Source organism: Martelella sp. FLE1502, from assembly GCF_053484255.1.
The window spans coordinates 50,550-71,508 of sequence record NZ_JBAKFQ010000005.1 but is presented as its reverse complement, the minus strand read 5'-3'; the positions used below and the strand labels follow the sequence as shown (position 1 = coordinate 71,508).

The window sequence follows — 20,959 nt, the reverse complement described above, 5'->3', positions numbered from 1 at the left end:
CGGAAAAGCGCCCTCGCACGCCGCTGCGGGGGCCTGACAGTATCAATGTTTATTGTGAGGATAGAATGAGCGATCGCATTTTTGGCGGGATCGGCTTCGTTATCGCCATCTTCTTCGCCTGGCAGGCCTCGATCATCCAGGAAAGCTTCTTGACCGATGCCGTCGGCCCGAAAGTCTTTCCCTACATCATCGCTGCCGTGATGGGCATTTCCTCGGTCTATTTCCTGGTCAAGCCGGACCCCGAGCCGCACTGGCCGCGCGCCGGACGACTTGCGGAGATCGGCTTGGCCGTGCTGGTTCTCGCCGCCTATGCCGAGCTGCTGCCGGTTGCCGGTTTCGTGGTCGCCACGGCAATCGCCGCGGCCTACCTGACCTGGCGTCTCGGCTCGCGCCCGATTGAAAGTCTCATCATCGGCATCGCCACATCGGTCGGCATCTACATTATCTTCCACCTGGTTCTCGGTCTTTCCCTGGCCCGCGGCCCGTTCGGCTTCTGAGGAGGAACCGATGGACACGATTTCTTCCCTCGCCGACGGCTTCGTCGTCGCCCTGACCTGGCAGAACCTCGCGCTCGCGCTGCTCGGCTGTTTTCTCGGCACGATCATGGGGGCGCTTCCCGGTCTGGGACCGTCGAATGGCGTCGCCATTCTTATCCCGCTCGCATTCACGCTCGGCCTCGGCGCCACGCCATCGCTGATATTGCTGACCTCGGTCTATTACGGCGCCATGTATGGCGGCCGAATTTCCTCTATCCTGCTGAACATTCCCGGCGACGAGCCGGCGATGATGACCTGTCTCGACGGCTATCCGATGGCCCAGCAGGGCCGGGCCGGCGAGGCGCTGGCGCTGTCCGGCATCGCCTCCTTCGTGGGTTCGTTTTTCGCCACATGGGGCCTCGTCCTTCTGGCGCCGCAGCTGGTCAAGGTGGCGCTGCTTTTCGGTCCTGCCGAATACTTCGCGCTGTTCACGCTGGCCTTCGCGACACTCGGCGGCATCTCGTCGACAAATCAGGCGAAGTCCGCATTCGCGGCGGCGCTGGGACTCGGGTTGGCGATGATCGGCGTCGACACCCAAACCGGCGTGCCCCGCTTTACCTTCGGCGAGGTGCATCTCTATGACGGGATCGACTTCCTCGTCGCCATCGTCGGCCTGTTTGCCCTGTCGGAGGTCTTCGTCTTCCTGGAGCATCGGGGCACCGATAGCGACATCTCCGCGAAGCCAAAGATGAAAATCGGCCGGATTACACCGTCGTGGAAACTGATCCGTTCATGCACGCCGACCATGTTGCGCACCACCGGGCTCGGCTTCATAGCCGGCGTCTTGCCGGGCGCGGGCGCCTCGCTCGGATCGTTTATCTCATATTCGATGGAAAAGCGGCTGGTCGACCGCAAGGGCACGTTCGGCAAGGGCGATCCGCGCGGCGTGGCTGCGCCGGAAGCAGGTAACAACGCGGCCGCCGGTGGCGCGCTGGTGCCGATGCTGGCGCTGGGCGTCCCGGGCTCCGGAACAACCGCGGTTCTGCTGGCGGTTCTGCTGGCGCTCAACATCACCCCCGGTCCTCTGCTGTTCACGCAGAACCCGGACGTTGTCTGGGGCCTGATTGCGGCGCTGTTTATCGCCAACTTCATGCTGCTCGCCATGAACATACCCATGGTCGGGTTCTTCACGCGCCTGCTGCTGGTGCCGCCGCGCATCCTCATGCCGATCGTCGCCATGATCTCCTTCGTCGGGATCTACGGCATATCCGGTTCAAGCTTCGACCTGCTCGTCATGGTAGGCTTCGGCATCATGGGCTGGGTCCTGCGCAAGCTGGACGTGCCGCTCGTCCCGGTCATTCTCGGCACGCTTCTCGGAAACGAGATGGAGGTGAACTTCCGCCGCGCAGTCAATATCGCCAATGGCGACTACTTGACGCTCGTCAGCTCACCCTTGTCGATCACGCTGTGGGTCATCGCCATCGTCGGCTTCGTCCTGCCGATCTTCCTCGGCCGCCTGCGGCAGCTGAAGAGAATGAGACTGGACGACGAAGGCGGCGTTCGCGACTGACGGGCCGGAATGGAGCCGTGGTGGATGGTCATGCAGGCTGTACGTCCATCCACCGCCGGCTTGGCGTGTCTTGCATTCTGATCGACAATTGTTGGCTGCGATTGGGCTGAGTGACCTCACGTTTCCTGTGCGATAAGAAGGTACATGACACCGCTGCTGAGGAAGGTCGTATTCCGACCCTCGCGAACCTTTTGTGGACTTTCGGTTCTGGTTTTAGATTCCACGGACACGCTCGTGTGGAAGTCGTCACGCTCCCCAAGAATGTCAATCCTGCACGGTCGGACGAACGGCTGAAGCTCGCTTTTCCCGGCGGCTGCCTTATTGTCGGATAAAACGTCTTCGGCTCCGGTGCGCTGTCATCCCTGCGGATTTGCAGGTTTCCATCCGTCTTTGACCTGCTTCTCTCTTTCGCGATACTGCTCGCAGTGAAGGTTCGAAAGGCTGCGTGGCTTTTATGAACAGTGTTACAACACGCTGCCTATTTCTGAAATACTGAGTTCACCACCGCAGACCATAGTATATCCAAATGCTTCGAGTGAATTGCCGGGCTACGGCACGGCGCGAGATCTCGGCTCAAGCGCAAGGTCGGGCACGCAGTATTACGTGGCTGTGGTCCGTTCCCAGACACTGTAGTTGCCGCGTTGGCGCGGGGGCCGGAGCCAAGGCAGACAAAGATCGAAAAGCCAATATAAGGAGGGCAGAAAATGAAAACAGCAGCTATTCTCGCCGCAGCAGCCACATTCGGGTTGATCTCGTCGGCGACGGCGTTTGCCGCGGACGGCAAGGTCATCGTCTACACGGCCGCGCCACAGGAACTCGTCGACAAGATGGTGCAGGGCTTCGAGGCAGAGTCCGGCATGCAGGTCGAACTGATCAAGGCCGGCGCCGGCGAACTCATCAATCGCCTGAAGGCGGAGAAGGGGCGCGAAACCTCGGACGTCCTGTGGTCCGTCGGCGGTGAAATCCTTCAGGCCAATCCCGATCTGTTCGGCGACTACCAGCCGGAAGGATCCGATCATATCGTTGAAGCCGTGCGCCCCGATGGCAAATGGACGCCGTTCACGGTGATCGCCACGAGCTTCGTCATCAACACCGATGAACTGAGCGAGGATGAATGGCCCAGAACCTGGGAAGACCTCGCCAGGCCGGAATACAAGGATCGGGTTTCGATCGCGCGCCTCGACAAGTCGTCATCTGCCTACATCCAGCTCGCCACCGTCCTGCAGATTTATGGTCTGGAAGAAGGCTGGGACCTTTACAGCCGCATCCTCGACAACACCATGCTGTCCAACTCTTCGGGCGCCGTGCCGAAATTCGTCAATGACGGCGAGGCATGGGTCGGCGTTTCCAACGAGGATGTCGGTTTGCGTTTCAAATTCGGCGGCGGACCGGTCGACGTGATCTATCCGGCCGACGGGACGACGGCGCAGGCCGATGGCATGGCGATCATGGCAACGCCGGCGAATGAAGAAGGCGCGAAGGCCTTCCTCGATTACGCCCTGTCCAAGGAGGGCCAGGAAATCGTGGCATCGATCGGCAGACGTCCCGTGCGTGACGACGTTCCCGCAAGCGATGCGCTGACGCCGCTCTCCGATCTGAACCTGATCAAATATGATATCGATTGGGCCTCCGAATATCGCCCCACCGCTCTCCAGGAGTGGAACGAAGTGATCATGACCAAGTGATTGCCCGAAGGGCGGCCTGGAGCATCTCGCAGTCAGGTGGATTGATCTGACGCCCGGGAGGGAACAGGCTTCGCAACAAGTAGATAGAGTATCTCCGGCAATCGTTTTTTTCCGGCGATGCTCCGGCGCCGCCCTTCGCATCATTCCGCGAAAATTTAAACTCAGGAACGGATCATGGCGCGCGTACGTATCACCGATCTGAAGAAGACCTATGGCGACTTCACGGCGCTGGAAAACATCTCTCTCGATATACCCTCCGGCGCGTTTTTCACCTTGCTGGGCCCCAGCGGCTGCGGCAAGACCACGCTTTTGCGCGCGATTGCGGGCTTCCATCTGCAGGACAGCGGCACCATTCATGTCGATGAGGAATCGATCGGCGACAAGCCGGCACATCTGCGTGATGTCGGCATGGTGTTCCAGGACTATGCCGTGTTTCCGCACCTCAATGTTTTTGACAATGTCGCCTTCGGCCTGCGCCAGCGCAAGATCGGCGGCGAGGCGCTGAAGAAACGCGTCGGCGAAATGCTTGATATCGTTCAACTCGGCCCATTGGCCGAGCGTATGCCGCATCAGCTTTCCGGCGGCCAGCAACAGCGCGTCGGCCTGGCGCGCGCGCTCGTCATCCGGCCGAAAGTGCTGTTGATGGACGAGCCGCTTTCCAATCTCGATGCCAAGCTGCGCGTCGATCTGCGCCGCGATATCCGCGACCTTCAGCGCGAATTCGGCATTACCACGATTTACGTGACCCACGATCAGGAAGAAGCGCTGGCGATCTCCGATCACGTCTGCGTCATGTATGGCGGCATCGCCCAGCAGGTGGCTTCGCCCTGGGATGTCTACAGCCGCGCGGCCAATCTGTTCGTGGCGTCGTTCGTCGGTTCGAACAACCGCATGAAAGCCGCGTTTTCGGACGGCCGGCTGACCATTGCCGAAACGTCCTTCGCGCGCGCGCTGTCCGGGGCCAACGGGCCGGTCGTCGCCACCATTCGCCCGGAGAAGGTTGCGGTCGGTACGGAGGGGCTAGACGCCTCCGTCAAGATGGCCGGCACTGTGCGCCATGCCATGTTCATCGGACGCGAGCTCGAGATCGCCGTCGACACGGAGGCTGGCGCGATAACCGCCCTTGTCGAACCGCGGGAGGATGTGGTTCGGCTGCGGCCCGGAGACAAAGTCGGGATCTCTCTGCCCTTTGATGATTTTTCGGTCTATGAGGATCGCGAAAACGGGAGGCTGCTGTCATGACCGCCGTTCCGCTTTCCGAACCGCAGCGGAAAAGCTGGCGGCGGCTGTTCAATTTCTGGAATGTCGTCTTCGCGCTCTGCTTCGTCGTGATCGCGATCCTGCTGATCGCGCCGCTTTCCGAGGTCTTCATCGTCGGGTTCGTCGATCCCCAAAGCGGCGACTTCACGCTCGGCAATTATGCGCAGGTGCTCTCGCATCCCTATTATCTGGGCGCCTTGCGCAATTCGATGCTGGTCGGCATCGGCGGCATGATCGGTGCCTGTCTCGTGGGTGTTCCGCTTGCCTATTTCGTTGCCCGTTTCCAGGTGAAGGGGCGCAGCGTCATTTCGACGGTGGCCGTGCTGGCGCTGGTCTCGCCGCCTTTCATCGGCGCTTATTCCTGGATCCTTCTTCTCGGAAACAACGGCTGGATCACCCGTCCGCTGCGCGATCTCGGCCTCGACATTCCATCGATCTACGGCACGTCCGGCATCATTCTGGTGTTCACGCTGAAGTTCTTTCCCTTCGTCTACCTGATGACCGAGGGCGCGCTGCGCTCGATCAACCGGTCGTTCGAGGAGGCCGCCGCCAATCTCGGCTGCTCGCCGCTGTCGCGGTTTTTCAAGGTGACGTTGCCGCTGGTATTTCCGGCGGTCAGTTCGGGCGCCATTCTGGCTTTCGTGCTGTCGATTGCCGATTTCGGAACGCCGGCGATCATCGGGCGGAATTTCCGGACGCTGTCGACCATCGCCTATAACCAGTACACGTCGGAGATGGGCGGAACGCCGTCGATCGCCGTTGCGATCTCGGTGCTCATGATCGTCATTTCGATGGCGGCGGTGGTGTTGCAGCGCTACTTCCTCAGCAAGCGGCGTTACGCCGGCGCGCTCACCAACCTGCCAGAGCAGAAGAAGCTCTCCGGCCTGCCGAACTGGCTGGTGCATGGCTTTTGCTATTTCGTTGTTGTGATGGCCTCGCTGCCGATGATCATCGTGTTCTACACGTCGATTCTCGCCACCAGCGGTCCGGTCTTTACCGGCGGGTTCGGGCTGTCGAGCTATGAGCGCGTATGGAACGAGCTTCCCAATGTCGTCGGCAATTCCTTCACCTTCGCCTTTGCCGCGGTTGCGATGATCACCGTTACCAGCGCATTCATATCCTATATCGTCGTGCGGCGCGAAACATGGCTTTCAGGCCTCTTGGACGGGCTTCTGATGGTGCCCTATGTGGTGCCCGGCGTGGTTATGGCGATCGGCTTTGCGCTGACCTTCAACAAACCGCCGGTCGACCTTATCGGAACGGCGCTGATCATCATCCTGGTCGTGTTCATCCGGCGTCTGCCCTACGGCGTGCGTTCCACCTCAACGATCCTTAGGCAGATCAAGCCTTCGATCGAGGAAGCGGCCATCAATCTCGGCGCGCCGCCGGCGCGCGCCTTCCTCAAGGTAACGGTTCCGATCATGATTCCCGGCATCATCATCGGGGCAATGATGAGCTTCATCACCGCCATCAACGAATTGTCATCGACATTGCTGCTCTATACCGGGGCGACCGCCACCATGCCGATCAAGATCTACGGCGCGGTGCTGGACGGAGAATTCGGGCTGGCGGCGGCGCTGTCGACAATTCTACTGGTGAGTTCCGGCATCTGCGTCTTTGTCGTCTTCCGGCTTTCCGAAAGCCGTGAAGGGGCCTTCGTCTGATCATCGGGCGGGCGGGGCCGCGACCCCCCTTCGGCTGCAATGTCTCCGGCCCGCCTGCGGCCGGAGCGAAAGGAGTTTCAATGCGCATCGAATGTCTTTCCATTTCCAAATATCTGAACTCCGACCAGCCCGGCGATGATGTGCCATTCGTGCTGCCGGACCGCTGCTATGCTATTTTCGATGGCGCCACCGATGTGAATGGTTCGCAGATAAGGGGGGTGGGTTCCGGACGGTTCGCAGCCCTTACCGCTGCCGCCTCGCTGGCTTCCCTGTTCAGCCGGAGTGCCCCTGGCGCTTTGTCCACGGACGAAATCGTGACGACCATCAATGACGATCTGGCGACCGCCTTGGCCCGGGAGAGCGAATTGCTCGGACGCAGGGTAGGGGCTTCGACAACGATGGTTCTGGTGGAGGCGGTTGGCGAGACCCTGCGTTTCACCCTGGTCGGCGACAGCGGCGCCCGCGTCAATGGCGAGGAGGTGTTTCAGGGGCTGAAGCCGGTGGACGACATCATGTCCGCAGGGCGCGTGGCGCTCTACTTTCTGCTACGCGACAGAAATGACGGATGCGACCTGGAAGTAAAATCGCGGCGCGGCGTATTCCAGGGTTTCGATGCCGCGGTGCCCGAACTGATTTCAGCCGATGAAAGCGCCTACCTGCTAGCCCAGGCCACCGACATGCTGAAAGGCAAGCTCGATAACGGTCTGTTGCAGTATGTCGCGCCGATGCTGAAGGCGGGCATCGCCAAGGGCCAGTACCGTTATGCCAACGATCCCGATCACCCGCTTGGCTATGCGGTCATCAACGGCACGAAGTCGCGCGGGCCCGGCCTTATGAGTTTCGAGCGACCGACTGCGTCGGTCCGATCGATCGAGCTTTTCAGCGACGGCTATCTCGATCTGCCCGAAGAAGTCTCGCTTGCTGCGTGGGAAGAGACGGCGGCGCGAATTGAACGAGAGGACCCGCTGAAAATCGGAAAATATCCCGGCGTGAAGGGCTCCAGCGCCACCCAGCACTTCGATGACCGCACGGTTATCGTTTTGCGGCAATAAGCCGTTTCGCGGGGCCTGCATAAAACCCGGCCGCCGGTTATGGTGGCCGACTTTTCACGTCGGGATATGATCTCCCGCATAAGACGGCAGACGTATCTCGACCGTTGTTCCCGTCCCCGGTGTCGAGCGCAATTCAATATCGCCGCCGGACTGGCGAATGAAGCCGTAGACCGTGGAAAGCCCGAGGCCGTGCCCCCTGGAACCGATTTTGGTGGTGAAGAAGGGCTCGAAAACATGCGTGAGCACTTCGGGCGTCATGCCGGCGCCGTCATCCGTGATCCGGATCCGGATTTCTCCGGTTGGCAATGCGCCCGCCGATATCCGTATTCTACCCTTCTCCCCGATAGCATCACGCGCGTTGAAGAGGAGATTGATCAGGGCATTTTCGAGCTGGCCCGGATCGACGAGCGCGATCAGCGGCACTGCGCCTTCACCCGGGGGGCTTTCCACTTCCAGCACGATGGCATCGCCGAAACTGTCTTCTAGGAGATCGACCAGCGAGGCGATGACGGCGTTGATATCGGTCGGCGCGGGATCGAGGGTGCGGCGGTGGCCGAAGGTCAGCAATTGCTGCACCATGGAAGCGCTTCCCTCGGCGGCTTCCAGGGCCTTCAGCGCGCGCTTGCCGTTGAGGGATGCCGGATCGGTGGTCTCCTGGATCAGTTGAAGGTTGGCGGAAATCACGGTCAGCACATTGTTGAAATCGTGAGCCACGCCGCCGGTAAACCGCCCGATCGCTTCCAGGCGCTCGGCTTCGGTCAGTCGCCGGCGCATCTCTTCGCGCTCGATCATCTGGGCCTTGAAAACGGAAAAGGCATTCGCGAGCGCGCCGATTTCGTCGCGCCGCCCGCCGCCCGGCGCTTCGGCCGTCGGATCTCCCGCGGCAAGGCGGCGCATGGCCTCGGCGATGCCGGCAAGATCGCGAACGGCGCCGCGCACGGAGACATTGGCCACGATGAATGCCGCGGCCAGGGCGACAAGGCCGATGGCGAGCGCGGCGATCTTGCCAAACAACAGCAGCCGGCGGGTGGTTTCCTGGCGTTCAAGATTGGCGTGGTCGAGCAGTCTGGTGTATTCGCGCGCCAGCGCGGTGATCTCGCGGGTCGCCATTTCCGCCGCCGCGACCAGAAAGCGCTGGCGGGTCTCCACATCGATGACGGCCAGGCGACGATCGAATAGCGATGTCAGCAGCGAAAGCGCCATCGGCCGGTCATTGTCGTCAAGAAGCCGGATATAGGCATCCCTCTGGCCTTCCACATCCGCGCGATCGGATGAGGCGAGCGCCGTGCTCGCGAGCGTTAGGGCGACGGCGATCATCGGTCGCCCGGGTGCTTGCGGCATCAGTTCGGATTTGATGAATTCGAGGTCCTGCGCATCGGTTCGCATACCGGCATGGGCATCGATCGCTTCCGCCGCGGTGGCGGCAAGGTGCTCGATAATGCCTTCCAGGCGGTTTGCCTCAGCGATAATATCGGCAGCCACGAAGGGAGCCGGTGCTGTCTCTCCCGACTGCGTCAGCGATGGTATCTGCGCCGAAAAGCGTTGCATCTGGCCGCGCAACTCCGCCTCGGCCTGATATAGAGCCTCGCGATCCGCCACCTCGTGGAACCGGCGTGCTGCGATCGCGAGATCGGAGGTGGTCTCGGTGATGGCGAGCATCCGGCGGCCATCAGCAATCGATTCCGCCTGCAGCCGGGAAAGCTGGCCGTCGAGATATTCGAGACTGACGAGTGCTGCGCCTTCGATCAGCAGGATGGCGCTGAAGACGGCAACCGACGTCAGGAGCAGCCGTCGACGGAGGCTACCCTTCGCCATAGCTTGTTTCTCGTGCGGTCTGGCCGGGGCCGTCGTGATATCTGCTTTCATTTCGGGTCGGCGCTAGTTCGGGTTGCCGGTGGCGTCAATCCATCTGGCCGTCAACCGCTTGCGTTCGTCGGGTCTGTCGTAGACGTCGAAATCATAGTCGATGAGGCGAACAGGACCGGCGATAGACGCGGAAGGCGGCAAGACCACGCCGGGGTTTGACATCAAAGGGTAGACAAGCGCTGGCGCCGATGCGGATTGACCGGCAACGCTGAGCGAAAACCTGTAGAATTGACGCGCGTTTTGCGGGTTCGGCGCCTTTTCCAGGATCGACATCAGAACCGGCGTAAAGCCGGTGCCTTCGCAAGGCGCGATCAGTTTGACGGGATAGCCCCTTGTTGCAAGTGAAATGCCGTCGCCAAGATTGACCACGGCAATCGCAAAATCGCCTTCGGCTACCGCTTCGGCGGCGGAAGCTTCGGAGACGACGTTGAGCGCAAGATTGGCCTGCAATCGTCTCAGATAATCGAATGCGGCATCCTCGCCGAGAATCTGCACGAGGCTCGCCATTACGCGGTAGCCGGTCTCGGAAATGGTGGGATCGTCCATGCGGATTTCCGCCGAAAGCTCCGGACGCAAAAGATCGGCCCAGCAGGCCGGCTCGTTGAGCTGGCGCTGGCGTATCAGCTCTGTGTTGACCACAAATCCCAGAATGCCGGCGTAAAGCCCGACAGTTCTGCCCTGCGATTGCTCGAAAGGACGACGCGCCCATACGCGAAGCGCATTGAGCGGAACGGCGTCGGCTGTTTCGGGAACGCTTTCCCCAAGCAGCTCACTGCCCGGTGGCGCCAGAAGAATGTCGCTTTTTTCCAACGCTTCGCGGCCGGAGGCCCGGGGGAATATGCCAACCTCCAGCGGATCGGTCTTCGTGAATGCATCGACCAAGGCCCTGCACTGGCGCGCGGGAAGATCGCAATAGACGTTCAGATCGCTGGACTTCGCGTCGGTTGCGTGGAGACAGGCGAGCAAGGCCGCGCCCACCAGGGCTTTCGTTCCGCTTGGCATCACTCTTCCTCTTGAGTTCTCCACGCTCCATCTCCGCGACATCTGGCCAGTATTCGAAGAGCTTGTGAACCCGAAATTTCAGGAAAGCGAGCGGCGCTGTAACTTTGTTCATACGGAGGTCGGCTTCACGCGTGCGAAAAACACTGACAGCTTGCGCGGGCTTCGGCTTCATGACAAGTTTTCCGCAGGCCGTTGGAGGTGGAACGGAGAAGAAGGCGCAATGGGACTGATGGAGGCCGGGCGTACCCGCATTGCTGTTGTCGACGACGACCCCGCAATCCGTGAGGTCGTGGGCGACATGCTTGCCTCGGGCGGCATGGACGCGGTGCGCTTTGCCTGTGCCAGCGATTTTCTGTCGCAATTGTCAACCGAAAACAGCTTTGACCTGATCATACTCGATCTCCAGCTTCCTGATCTGGACGGCTTCAGCGTGGCCGCGAATATACGCACCAGCAGTTCGGTTCCGATCATCATGCTCACGGGACGGGACGAGGAACTGGACCGCGTCATGGGCCTGGAAATCGGCGCGGACGACTATGTCGTCAAACCATTCAGCGTTCGCGAGCTTCTCGCGCGGGTCAAGGCCATCCGCCGTCGGGCGCGCGGGGATTTCGTCAACGAGAAGCCGGTTCGGCAGGGCTATCGCTTTCATGGCTATGTCATGGATACCGAGCGCCGGCGCCTGAGCGCGCCGAGCGGCGCGCCGATCGCGCTGACGGTGGCCGAGTTCGATCTGCTGCATGCCATGGTACAGCGCCATGGCCGCGTTCTTTCACGCGATCAGCTTCTGGAAATCACCCACCGCGCCGGAGACGACATCTTCGATCGCACGATCGACGTTCTGATCCTGAGGCTGCGGCGAAAGATCGAGCCGACGCCGACCAGCCCGCGTTTCATCAAGACCGAGCGCGGCCACGGCTATGTGTTCAACGCAACGGTCGAGGCGTTGTCCGACGCGTGAGCCGGAAACGCTGTGAACTTACCCGACGGCCGCCGGCCACGCTTTCAAGAAAATGCTTCAGAAGCGCCAAGCCACACGCTCTCAGGCGCTGGCGCGCCGTCGTCAGTTCTTCGCCGCGCGCGCCTGATGACGGTAGCGCAAGCCGGACTGCGCCATGATGGCGAGGTGGATGGCGAGGGCCGCGGCAAGGCCCAGAGCGTGATCCAGGATCGTGACGCCCGCTATTGACCGTGCGCTCACCAGGGTGGCGATGCTGAGCGGCAGGAAGAGAAGAATTGCCGTGACGAGGCCGGGATTGTAGCACCGCAACCGCAGGGTCGTCACGATATGGAGCACGGCGTTGACAAGCAGAAGATAGGGCGCGACGAGGCTTGCGCCCGGCGACAGGAACAGCGCCGCATAGAATGCGTAGAGGTTCACCCCCCAGACGACCGGCAGGTTGACCATGATGACGTCGACCGGGCGCAGCACGTCCTTTCCGCCGAACATCCGTTCGTTCGCGAAGCGTCGAAACCGATCCCCCTCATGTTCCTCGAACTGATGAAACATGTAGATCGGCAGGTGCAGATAGATCAGCACGGTGAAAGCGGGAAAGGCAATGGCGATTGCCGGCGCCAGCGCCACAAAGCCGCACGCCATGAACAGCGCCGCGGAAACCCATCGCCTTGCCAGCCAATCCACCATAGACGCATCCCCCTGCCTGCCAGTTTTCAAGATTGCTGGCCATAACGGTGCATGAACGTCACGGCGAAAGCAAGTCTGTCGCGGTCAGTGCGGACGGTGGCGGTAAGGCGCGCCTTGGCGACGTCACACTGCCGGGCTTGGGCCGACCCGCTCTTTTCGCAGTGGCGGCTTTTTTGCATTGCAGCGGGTATGAACCTGTTGTCGGCTGGCGCGCGATCGCGGCGTTGACAGCGAGAAGGGCGCGGAGGCCGAAGAGCAGGTGTCAGCCTGGCGCCAGTCCGGCGATCTGCCCATTCCCAACCTCACGGTCGAGGAAGTCAACACCCTCCGAGACTCCCTCGATTTCCCGCCGGAAGGCGCTCCGCCGGAAGATCGGCAGTTTCATCCTGCCGGTCTTTCCGCGTCGCCAGCCCGCTTCCGCCGTTTCCGGATGTTCGGATTGGCGAGAAAATAGGCGGGAAACAGAACACAGATCGAAGCTCGGGTCGTCTTTGATCTTCGTGTTGAAGGGGCGGGGTCCATCGCTCAACCGCCTGGCCGAGTCGACATCTTGTCGAAAGGTCCGTTTGCTGATGTACGGCGCGCTAATACGGGAGGAAAGCGGCACCCGGGGAACAATCCAGAGCCGGAAGTCGTGCTCTTGGTCAACAGCCGCGGCGAAATTCTCGGCGCGAGGCTCGGTAATCACTGACAGATCGCCGTCATTCCAAGGCATCTTCTGCGGCTTCCCCTTCAGGCCGGCCGGCGCTGCACCAGATAGACGTGGTCGCAGGCCATCACCACCTCGTCGCGCTGGTTCTTCACCCGCACTTCCTCGATGACGCGGCCGTGGTCGGGACGTTTGGGGTCGTCCTCACAACGCGCGATCGTCAGCACCGTGTAGATGGTGTCGCCGATGAAGACAGGCTTCGGAAAGCGCAGGCGCTCAAAACCATAGGTGAAGGAGAGCGGGTTGATCTCCGAGGCAGAAAGTCCGATGCCGATCGCAAACGTCATCGTCCCGTGGGCGATGCGCTGGCCGAAGGGCGTCGATTTCATGTGTTCGGCATCCATGTGATGCGGAAAGAAATCGCCGGTATGGCCGGCATGGACCACGAAATCGGTTTCCGTGATCGTGCGGCCATAGGTGCGGCGCTCCTCGCCGACGGCGATATCCTCGAAATGGCGCGGACGCTCCATCAGAAACTCTCCTCGAACATGTTGTTGAGCAAGGTGATTGCTGCGTGGGGAGATGCGCCATCCCTGAGCGCATCGTTGAGCGCTTCTGAAGCCTCGGCCTGGAAGCGCATATAGCCGTTATGGCGCGGTCGCAGATAGGCGGTTTCCAGCGTCTTGCGGGTGTTGCGATAGAAATCATGGGTCTTGGCGTTGACGGCGTCGTCGGCCCAGCCGGCGTCGTGGCCGGGCTGACCGCCGGCTTCGGGGTAGAGCCCGGATTGAACCTCTCCGCCGGCCACCCAATAGGCATAGTCGATGGCGGCCTGCCTGTTTCCCGAAAAAGCCGAAACGGCGATGCCCGTGCCGCCCAGCGCGGAGCCGCAGGGGCCATTGTCCCCAAGCGCGGGAATATCGGTAAAGGTCAGGCGGTGCGGGCGGAAGCCGTCCATCGCATAGTTCACATAGCCGTAGATATAGGGCGAGAGAACGCCTGCCGGCCTCGGCTCGGCAAGGGCTTCAAGCACCGCGATCGGGTCCATCGCGAAATTGTCCGCGGGCACTAGGCTCGCAAGCTCCGCCAGCATCTCGTAGACGGCAATCCCGTCCGCCTCGCCGATCAGCGGGCCGGGGCCGTCATTGCGGCAGGGCGTACCGGTGTTGGCGGCCAGCGTGTAGAATGTCATCAGATTGTGCGGCGGGCGAAGCGGCAGCAGCACGCGGCCCTCGCGGGCGAGGCCGATCAGGCTTTCCCAATCGTCAGGAGCCGAGGAAAGTAGGTCTTCGCGATAGGCCATGACCTGGCTTGCCGCATCCAGCGGAAAGGCCCATTGGCGGCCATTATAGTTATAGCTCGGGTAGGAAGCGCCGACGGAGCCTTCTGCAAGCGCCTCGCGCTCATCTTCACGACCTTCGATATCGAGCGGCGCCAGGCAGTGTTCCGCCGTGATCTGGCCCACATGCGGGTGGTCGATGACGATCATGTCGTATTGGCGGGCAAGTTCCTCGACGGGAAAGCTTTCGAAATCCTGGAGGCTGCGCTTGTCCCACTTGATCGATACGCCTGTTTTTTTCCGCCAGACCCGGGCGCTCGCCACCATCGGGTCATAGCCGCGGGGGTGGCTCCAGGTCATGCCTTTCAGTCTTATCGTCACAGTCCGAACTCCGCTCTGATAGCCACGCTCTGCTCGCCGATCCTCGGCGCGGCGCGGCGGGTCTGCATGCGTTTGCCGTCGACCCTCAGCGGCGAGCGCGTGGTCTGGATTTCGATGCCATCATCCCGCGTCACGGTCTGCAGCATGTCGAGCACCTTGAAGCCGGCGTGATCCATGAGTTCCGGCCAGTCCAGCACCTTGGCGCACCAGACGTCCGCCGGCTCCAGAATGGAGAGCCAATGCTCGGTGGTCTGCTCCTTCAGCGTCGCCGCGATGATGCGCTTGATGTCATCACGGGCGGAAAACCATAGCGGCGGCTTGCCGCGATAGGGATCAAGCGCATCGATCTTCAGCACATCGGCGAGCTGATCGATCGGCATCATCGCCAGCGCCAGATAGCCGTTCGCTGTCGGATAAACGCCGTAGGGCGCGGAGAGATAGGCATGGGCCGAGCGGAAGGAGGACCGCTTCGGCGGGCGCTTGCCATCGTTGAGATGGGTGGTCAGCACCTCGAACTGGAAATCGATCAGCGCTTCGAGCAGGCTGGTCTCGACATGGGCGCCCCTGCCGGTGCGGCCCTTCTTCACCAGTGCGGCCAGCACGCCCTGACACAATGCCGCGCCCGCCAGCATGTCGGCAATCGCAAGGCCGAAGGGCACGGGACCCTGATCCTCGTCGCCGTTCAGCCACATCACGCCGGAGCGCGCCTGGGCAAGCAGATCCTGACCCGGCCGCTTGACCCAGGGGCCTTCGTCGCCATAGCCGGTGATCGAGCCGTAGACCACGCCCGGATGGAAGGCCTTGACCGTCTCGTAATCGAGGCCGAGCCGTTCGATCACGCCGGGCCGAAAATTCTGCAGCACGACATCGGCCTTGCCGATCAACTTGCGCAGCGCCGCCAGATCGGCCTCGTCCTTCATGTCGATGGCGAGGCTTTCCTTGGAGCGGTTGATAGCGTGGAAGATGGTCGAATCGCCGCCGATCTCGGTATCGGAGAGGTAGAGCCGGCGCGACAGGTCGCCGAGCCCGGGGCGTTCGATCTTGATCACCCGGGCGCCGAGGTCCTGAAGGCGAAGCGAACAGTAAGGGCCCGACAGAAACTGACACATGTCCAGCACCAGCACACCGGCAAGCGGCAGGTCGTCATTTTCGGCAGTCATGGTTTGTCCTTGATGGGCGTCGCGGGCGAGGCGCTCGACTGGTAGGCGGCCTCGACCAGCGCCATGGTGTTCCAGGCGTCCTCGACGGAGGTGATCAGGCGGGCGTCAGCGCCGGAGACGAAGCGCTGGAGATTGCTCATCACGCCGATAAAGGCATGCGGGAACCAGGTGCCGGAAAGCGGAATCTGCTGCCATTCGCCGCCTTTTTCGCAGAACCACAATTCGTCAGGCACACCCTTCGGATAGTTGAGGTTGACGCCGAGCGTCGTCGTCGCGACGCCCTTCGTGCCCTCGAAGCGGAAGTAGCAGTCCTGGAATTTCGGGCCGAAATCGTGGTTGTGATTGATCGAGAGCACCGCGCGGACAGGCTCCGGATAATCGAGGATCGCGGAGGTGCGGGTCTGTGCCATTGTCGAGAGTGGATGGCCCATGGTGCGGGCGTGAACGCCGGCAGGATTGCCGAGGAAATGGCGGATCAGGTCGAGATAGTGGATCGAGTGCAGCAGGATCTCGACCCGGTCCATGGACTTGAGGAACGGCCAAAGGTCCCAGGGCGTCATCATGTTGGCATGCATCTCGACATCGACAAGTTCGCCGAGCGCGCCGCTCTGGTAGAGATCGTGGATGGCGAGCATCATCGGCGAGAAGCGGAGCTGGAAGTTCACCGCCGCCGTCAGATTCCTGGCCCGGCAGATTTCCAGAATTTGCGTCGCTTCATCGAGATTGCGGCCCATCGGCTTCTGTATCAGCACGGCAGCACCATCTGGTAGGCGCTTCAGCACGTCCACATGGGCGACGGGCGGCAGGGCGAGGTCGAAAATCGCACCGGGCACGGCCGCCGCTTCCTCGACGCTCGCAAACGGGGTGATGTCCCATTCAGCGGCGACCTTGGCGGTGCGCTCGGGATCGATGTCGTAGATGCCGGCGACCGGCAGGCCTGCCATGCGGTAGGCGGGCATATGGGCATCGCCCACGATCGAGCCGCCGCCGAAGATCACGATGGGGCGCGGGGCGCGAACTGCCGCCCAGCTTTGCGCCGGATTGCGAGGATTTTCTGACACCTGCTCCTCCTTCAGGTTAGTGCGTCATTCTTATCTGAATAGATTATTTAAATTTGGATGGAATGCAAGGGGCGCTTTTGGCGATGCGCGTTTTACAATCCGGCTGGCGGCGTTCATCCCGCAGCGGTGAAACGTCTCCGCATACTCGACAAGCCCTCCGTTTCCCACTACGACGCTCGGGTTTTCCGATCACCGGAATAGGCGTCGTGCAGTCTGCTGGCGCTATCCCGCTCATCGCAGCGCCAACACTCAAGAGGATGTTCATGAGCGAATTGCCGCCCTGTCCCAAATGTCAGTCGGTCTACACCTATGAAGACGGCGCGCTGTTGATGTGCCCCGAATGCGGCAATGAATGGTCGCCGGGAGCGGCTGAAAGCGACGCCCCGGTATTTGCCGACGCCAATGGCAATCAACTGACCGACGGCGATACGGTGACCGTCATCAAAGACCTGAAGCTCAAGGGCTCCAGCCAGGTTCTCAAGGTCGGCACCAAGGTGAAGAATATCCGTCTGGTGGACGGCGATCATAATATCGACTGCAAGATCGACGGCTTTGGCGCCATGAAGCTGAAATCTGAATTCGTGAAGAAGATCTGAGGCCCGCTCCGGCGCGCCTCAAAGTCCTTCAGTCGAGGTGGAACACGTCTTCCATCTCGATCCACCATTCGCCGTCCTTTGCCGTATCAAGCGGCTTCTGGCAGGGCATGCAGACCGACCACCATTCCTGCGTCTTGGGGTCCGCCGCCATCCTGGCCTGATCGGCCTCATAGTCGTCGCCGGTATATTCGTAATAGGAAAACAGCAGGTTCTCCGGCTCGCGGAGAAAGATGGTGTAGTTCTGGATATTGCACTGCTTGATCGTGTCCAGCACTTCCGGCCAGACCTCGGCATGCAGCTTCTTGTATTCCGCAACCTTTTCGGCGTTGAGCTTGATGACCATTCCTATGCGCTGCATGGGTTTTCTCCGGTTTTTTGATATCTAAAGGCGATAGACGCGCGTGGCGTTAACGGAGAACAGCTTCTCTTGTTCGGCCGGCGTTGCGTCTGCGACAATGTCCTTGATGCTCGCCACCCAGTCCTCAAGGCTTGCGTGGATGGTGCAGACCGGAAAATCCGAGCCCCAGACGACGCGGTCGAAGCTGAACGTATCCAGAACGTGAGAGACGTAGGGGCGCAGTTTGTCCGTGCTCCAGTCGGCGCCGGCATAGGCGATGACGCCGGAAACCTTGGCGGTGATATTGGCGAGCCGCGCGCATTCCGAAATATGCTCTGCCCACGGCGAATAGGCATCGTTCTCGATATCCGGCACGCCGCAATGGTCGAGCACGAACTGGACGTCCGGGCACTTCTTCGCAAGGTCGATCGCAAGCGGAAGCTGGCGGGCGGCAACGCAAAGATCGAAGGTCAGACCGTGGGCGGAAAGCCGGCGGATGTTTTCGGCAAAAAGCGGTGCTTGCGACAGGTCGTCCGGCATGATGTGCAGCACGCGCCGCAGGCCGCGAACGCCGGGGATCGCGGCAATGCGGTCAAGATAGGCGGGAAAGTCCCGGTTCTCCGGCCGGCAGGCCGCGATCGCGCCGGCAATCCTATCATCAGCGCCGACAATGAAGGCGGTCTCGGCCTCCATGTCGCTCTCGGCGACGTCCACCTCCATGTGCAGCGCGGTGTCGATGCCGAGTTTTTCGGCGCGGGCGAAATAGTCCTCTGCCGTCACCTGATGGTCGAGCGCTGGCGCGTCCTTCAGCCAGGGATAGGAGAACCTGTCCTTGTAAACGAGGTGGAGATGGGTATCGATGATGCGCATTGTTCCTCCCTTGCCCGTGCGGGCGATGCTTCGCGACCGCCTCCGGCGACGCGTGTTATATTTGCGGTTCCGCGCGGCCCTTCGACAGGCTGGCGGCAGCGGACCGCACCAGTTCCAGCGTGCGGTCCCGGTCGCCGGCGATGGCGCGGTCGAGGCGTTCGGTATAGGGCGAGGTGACAACCGCCATGACCGAGCCGAGCGGGCCGATGACCGGGGCCGAAAGATTGGTGACGCCAGCGATCTGCTCGCTCGGCATCATCACGTAGCCATCGCTGCGAATGGTCTCCAGGCGAGCCTTCGTTTCAGGCGTCATCGTCTCGCCCGCGCCCTTCAGCATCAGCGCCCGGTTCTCGGGTGTGGAGAAGGCGAGGAAGACGAGGCCCGAGCCCGTCGAGGCGAGTTTCAGACGCGTGCCGACGCGCACCGCAAGGCTCCAGTAGCTCGGCGCGTCGACCTGCGCGACCACGACGGCGGCATTGCGGTCGAAGACCACGATATGACAGGACTGCCCGGCCTCCTGCGCCAATTGCTGTAGGAGCGGCATCGCCTGGTTGACGAGCCGGCGCAGAGGCGGCCGGGCATGGACCAGTTCAAACATCTTCAGTGTGATCTCGTAGCGGTCCTCCGGCGTGCGGCGGATATATTCGCGCCGCACCAGCCGGTCGAGCATGCGGTAGATCTCGTTTGGCGTCCGTCCCAATGATTTTGCGATTTCCGCCTGGCTCAGCGAGCCGTCGGTTTCGGCGAGCAGCTCGAAAATGTCGAGGCCCTTGTCGAGGGCGGGCGCGCGGTAGCGGTCGGACTCATCTGTTGCCATGCTTGATCCTTCTTGGTCGGGCTCACCCGAAAATCGCAGCGAGCCTGCCGCTGTTCCTGACCAATATCAAGAGCGCCGTTGACGCCTCCGTCGAAATGGTGCTTATATACGAATAGACTTTTCAAATATGGAGGATCAAGTCTTTTCTGGGCTTGAACGGATAGGAGGAGAATGATGCGAATGAGAATTCTGAAGGCGACGCTTGTCGCTTGCTGCGCCGTTGGCGGCCTCGCCGCTTCGGCCCAGGCCGATGATTTCGACTATGGCAGCTTTCCGGACTACACGCTGAAGGTGAAACTGATTGGCGGCACCCAGTATGAAAAGCTCTATACCCGCATTCCCGAATGGGAAGAGATGACGGGCGCCAAGGTCGAGATCGTCTCGTCGAAAAACCACTTCGACCTTGACCGCGAGATCAAGCAGGATATCGCCGCCGGCGACATTACCTGGTGCGTCGGTTCCAACCACACCAGCTTCGCCCCGCAATATGGCAGCCTTTATATCGATCTCGCCGAATACATCCCGCAGTCCGAGCTCGACAAATATGTTCCCGGCACGCTGGAATCGGCCAAGGTTGACGGCCGCCTGGTTCAGCTTCCGCGCGTCACCGACGTTTCCAACCTCTATTATCGCAAGAGCCTGTACGCCGATCCAGCGAACCAGGAGGCCTGGAAGGAAAAATACGGCACCGATCTCGCCCCGCCGAAGACCTATGACGAGTTCCGCGACCAGGTGATCTTCTTCGCCGATCCGCCGAACCTCTACGGCACGGCTTTCGCCGGCAAGGACGAGGGCATGTCGGGCCGGTTCATGGAGATCCTGCGCGCCAATGGCGGCGACATGTTCGACGACGAATTCCGTCCGACCTTCAATTCGCCCGAAGGCGTTGCCGCCCTGCAGTGGTTCATCGATGTTTATGACGCTGGTGCCGTGCCGGCCGGTACTGTCAACTACACCTGGGACGATATCGGTCAGGCGATGGCCGCGGGCCAGCTTGCGCTTGATCTCGACTGGCCGGGCTTTGCCGCCTTCTTCGCGGACCCGTCTTCCTCGAAGATCTCGGATGACCTCGGCTATGCCGTTGCCCCGGTCGGCTCGTCGGGAAAACGCGGCGGCTGGTCCGGTTCGCACTCCTTCTCGGTAACCGAGGATTGCGACAACAAGGATGCCGCCGTCTCGTTTGCCGTGTTCATGACCAATGACGAAAGCGAACTCATGGAAGCCAAGGCCGGCAACCTGCCGACCCGCACGGCGACCTATGACGAGGTGATTGCCTGGTTCAACGAGAACGGCAAGGAAAACCTCGCCGAGATGTTCCAGGTCTGGCAGGAATCGCTGGCTGATGCCCGCACTCCGCCGCTGATCCCGGAATGGATCCAGGTCTCGAACGTGCTGTGGCCCGAGCTGCAGGCTGCCATCGTTGGCGAGAAGACCCCGCAGGACGCGCTTGATGATGCCGCCGAAGAGGCGACCTACATCATGGAAGACGCCGGCTACTACTGAGTGGCCTTTCATATCGCCGCCGGCTTCAGGGCCGGCGGCGACATCGGCTTCGGCCGCACAGAGTTTCCGTTTTTCTTGAAATTTCC

Annotated in this window: 20 protein-coding genes; 9 read left to right on the top strand and 11 right to left on the bottom strand. The window is 61.4% G+C overall.

Annotated features, from left to right (window positions below; genetic code table 11):
• Positions 1-65 precede the first annotated feature (65 nt).
• The 6 genes from V6767_RS06330 (at position 66) to V6767_RS06305 (ending at position 7,707) form a co-directional block, all read left to right on the top strand.
• Positions 66-497 (top strand): tripartite tricarboxylate transporter TctB family protein, encoded by a 432-nt coding sequence (locus V6767_RS06330; protein WP_448472682.1) that lies wholly within the window; start codon positions 66-68, stop codon positions 495-497.
• Between the two features lie 10 nt (positions 498-507).
• Positions 508-2,046 (top strand): tripartite tricarboxylate transporter permease, encoded by a 1,539-nt coding sequence (locus tag V6767_RS06325; protein ID WP_448472681.1) that lies wholly within the window; start codon positions 508-510, stop codon positions 2,044-2,046.
• A 704-nt stretch (positions 2,047-2,750) separates the two neighbouring features.
• Positions 2,751-3,731, top strand: a complete 981-nt coding sequence (locus tag V6767_RS06320) for an extracellular solute-binding protein (RefSeq protein WP_448472680.1) — start codon at positions 2,751-2,753, stop codon at positions 3,729-3,731.
• A 174-nt stretch (positions 3,732-3,905) separates the two neighbouring features.
• Positions 3,906-4,973, top strand: coding sequence for an ABC transporter ATP-binding protein (locus V6767_RS06315; RefSeq protein ID WP_448472679.1), 1,068 nt, complete (start codon positions 3,906-3,908; stop codon positions 4,971-4,973).
• Positions 4,970-6,655, top strand: coding sequence for an ABC transporter permease (locus V6767_RS06310; RefSeq protein ID WP_448472678.1), 1,686 nt, complete (start codon positions 4,970-4,972; stop codon positions 6,653-6,655). The genes V6767_RS06315 and V6767_RS06310 overlap by 4 nt, the downstream gene beginning before the upstream one ends.
• Positions 6,656-6,735: 80 nt before the next feature.
• Positions 6,736-7,707, top strand: a complete 972-nt coding sequence (locus V6767_RS06305) for a hypothetical protein (protein ID WP_448472677.1) — start codon at positions 6,736-6,738, stop codon at positions 7,705-7,707.
• Between the two features lie 54 nt (positions 7,708-7,761).
• Here V6767_RS06305 and V6767_RS06300 read toward each other — a convergent pair whose 3' ends face one another.
• Positions 7,762-9,522 (bottom strand): sensor histidine kinase, encoded by a 1,761-nt coding sequence (locus tag V6767_RS06300; RefSeq protein ID WP_448472676.1) that lies wholly within the window; start codon positions 9,520-9,522, stop codon positions 7,762-7,764.
• A 63-nt stretch (positions 9,523-9,585) separates the two neighbouring features.
• The gene (locus tag V6767_RS06295) at positions 9,586-10,575 is read right to left on the bottom strand and encodes an ABC transporter substrate-binding protein (RefSeq protein WP_448472675.1); all 990 of its coding nucleotides are present in this window, start codon (positions 10,573-10,575) and stop codon (positions 9,586-9,588) included.
• Between the two features lie 220 nt (positions 10,576-10,795).
• On the opposite strand from V6767_RS06295, the gene V6767_RS06290 reads away from it, so the two are divergent.
• On the top strand, positions 10,796-11,536 hold the full coding sequence (locus V6767_RS06290) for a response regulator transcription factor (RefSeq protein ID WP_448472674.1): 741 nt from the start codon (positions 10,796-10,798) through the stop codon (positions 11,534-11,536).
• Between the two features lie 102 nt (positions 11,537-11,638).
• On the opposite strand, the gene V6767_RS06285 is transcribed toward V6767_RS06290, so the two are convergent.
• From V6767_RS06285 to V6767_RS06260, 6 genes are all read right to left on the bottom strand, one after another.
• On the bottom strand, positions 11,639-12,220 hold the full coding sequence (locus tag V6767_RS06285) for an HXXEE domain-containing protein (protein WP_448472673.1): 582 nt from the start codon (positions 12,218-12,220) through the stop codon (positions 11,639-11,641).
• Between the two features lie 262 nt (positions 12,221-12,482).
• A complete protein-coding gene (locus V6767_RS06280; protein WP_448472813.1) occupies positions 12,483-12,935 on the bottom strand; it encodes a hypothetical protein in 453 nt (150 codons plus the stop codon).
• Positions 12,936-12,952: 17 nt separating this feature from the next.
• Entirely contained in the window at positions 12,953-13,399 is a 447-nt protein-coding gene (locus tag V6767_RS06275) for a MaoC/PaaZ C-terminal domain-containing protein (RefSeq protein ID WP_448472672.1), read from the bottom strand.
• Positions 13,399-14,508, bottom strand: coding sequence for an extracellular solute-binding protein (locus V6767_RS06270; protein ID WP_448472809.1), 1,110 nt, complete (start codon positions 14,506-14,508; stop codon positions 13,399-13,401). Before V6767_RS06270 ends, V6767_RS06275 begins: the two co-directional genes overlap by 1 nt.
• Before the next feature lie 17 nt (positions 14,509-14,525).
• Positions 14,526-15,689, bottom strand: a complete 1,164-nt coding sequence (locus V6767_RS06265) for a CaiB/BaiF CoA transferase family protein (RefSeq protein ID WP_448472671.1) — start codon at positions 15,687-15,689, stop codon at positions 14,526-14,528.
• On the bottom strand, positions 15,686-16,750 hold the full coding sequence (locus V6767_RS06260; RefSeq protein ID WP_448472670.1) for a Gfo/Idh/MocA family protein: 1,065 nt from the start codon (positions 16,748-16,750) through the stop codon (positions 15,686-15,688). Before V6767_RS06260 ends, V6767_RS06265 begins: the two co-directional genes overlap by 4 nt.
• 263 nt (positions 16,751-17,013) lie before the next feature.
• On the opposite strand from V6767_RS06260, the gene V6767_RS06255 reads away from it, so the two are divergent.
• Complete coding sequence (locus V6767_RS06255) at positions 17,014-17,346, top strand: zinc ribbon domain-containing protein YjdM (RefSeq protein ID WP_448472669.1); 333 nt, start codon at positions 17,014-17,016, stop codon at positions 17,344-17,346.
• Positions 17,347-17,374: 28 nt separating this feature from the next.
• Here the strand turns inward: V6767_RS06255 and V6767_RS06250 are convergent, their stop codons facing one another.
• Genes V6767_RS06250 through V6767_RS06240 form a run of 3 tightly spaced genes read right to left on the bottom strand, consistent with a single transcriptional unit; the run spans position 17,375 to position 19,370 of the window.
• Positions 17,375-17,704: an L-rhamnose mutarotase gene (locus V6767_RS06250; RefSeq protein WP_448472668.1), complete on the bottom strand. Its 330-nt coding sequence runs from the start codon at positions 17,702-17,704 to the stop codon at positions 17,375-17,377.
• Positions 17,705-17,728: 24 nt separating this feature from the next.
• Positions 17,729-18,553, bottom strand: a complete 825-nt coding sequence (locus V6767_RS06245; RefSeq protein ID WP_448472667.1) for an amidohydrolase family protein — start codon at positions 18,551-18,553, stop codon at positions 17,729-17,731.
• Positions 18,554-18,608: 55 nt separating this feature from the next.
• A complete protein-coding gene (locus tag V6767_RS06240) occupies positions 18,609-19,370 on the bottom strand; it encodes an IclR family transcriptional regulator (protein WP_448472666.1) in 762 nt (253 codons plus the stop codon).
• Positions 19,371-19,550: 180 nt separating this feature from the next.
• Between V6767_RS06240 and V6767_RS06235 the strand changes: the two genes are divergently transcribed.
• Positions 19,551-20,873 (top strand): ABC transporter substrate-binding protein, encoded by a 1,323-nt coding sequence (locus V6767_RS06235; RefSeq protein WP_448472665.1) that lies wholly within the window; start codon positions 19,551-19,553, stop codon positions 20,871-20,873.
• Positions 20,874-20,959: the final 86 nt, after the last annotated feature.